Source organism: Stenotrophomonas sp. SrG, assembly GCF_050031795.1.
In the GTDB taxonomy this organism is placed as follows: Bacteria; Pseudomonadota; Gammaproteobacteria; order Xanthomonadales; family Xanthomonadaceae; genus Stenotrophomonas; species Stenotrophomonas rhizophila_A.
In genome coordinates this window covers 1-248 of sequence record NZ_JBNBBE010000674.1, presented here as the reverse complement: position 1 = coordinate 248, position 248 = coordinate 1, and the positions used below count along the sequence as shown (strand labels likewise).

The 248-nt window shown below is 74.2% G+C and carries 1 pseudogene; it reads right to left on the bottom strand.

Annotated features, from left to right (window positions below):
- A pseudogene (locus tag ACQG3P_RS21265) lies at positions 1 to 248 on the bottom strand (beta-N-acetylhexosaminidase); the annotation flags it as partial.

Below are 248 nucleotides of genomic sequence, written 5' to 3'. Positions count from 1 at the left end.
ATTGGGAGGTGCCATGGCGGGCATCGGCCAGCAGGCCGTCCCAGCCACGCGCGCCCCGGCCGATGAGGCCGAGCAGCGCAGCAGTATTGCGGGGGCGGCCGTCGACCGCGCGCAGCGCCTCGTCGACCAGTTCCGGGTGGCAGACCAGCACCACGTCGCAGCCGGCCTCCAGGTGCGCATGCACGCGCGCCTGCACGCCCCCGCCGGAGAACGAGGCGGCCATGCCGATGTCGTCGGAGACCACCACG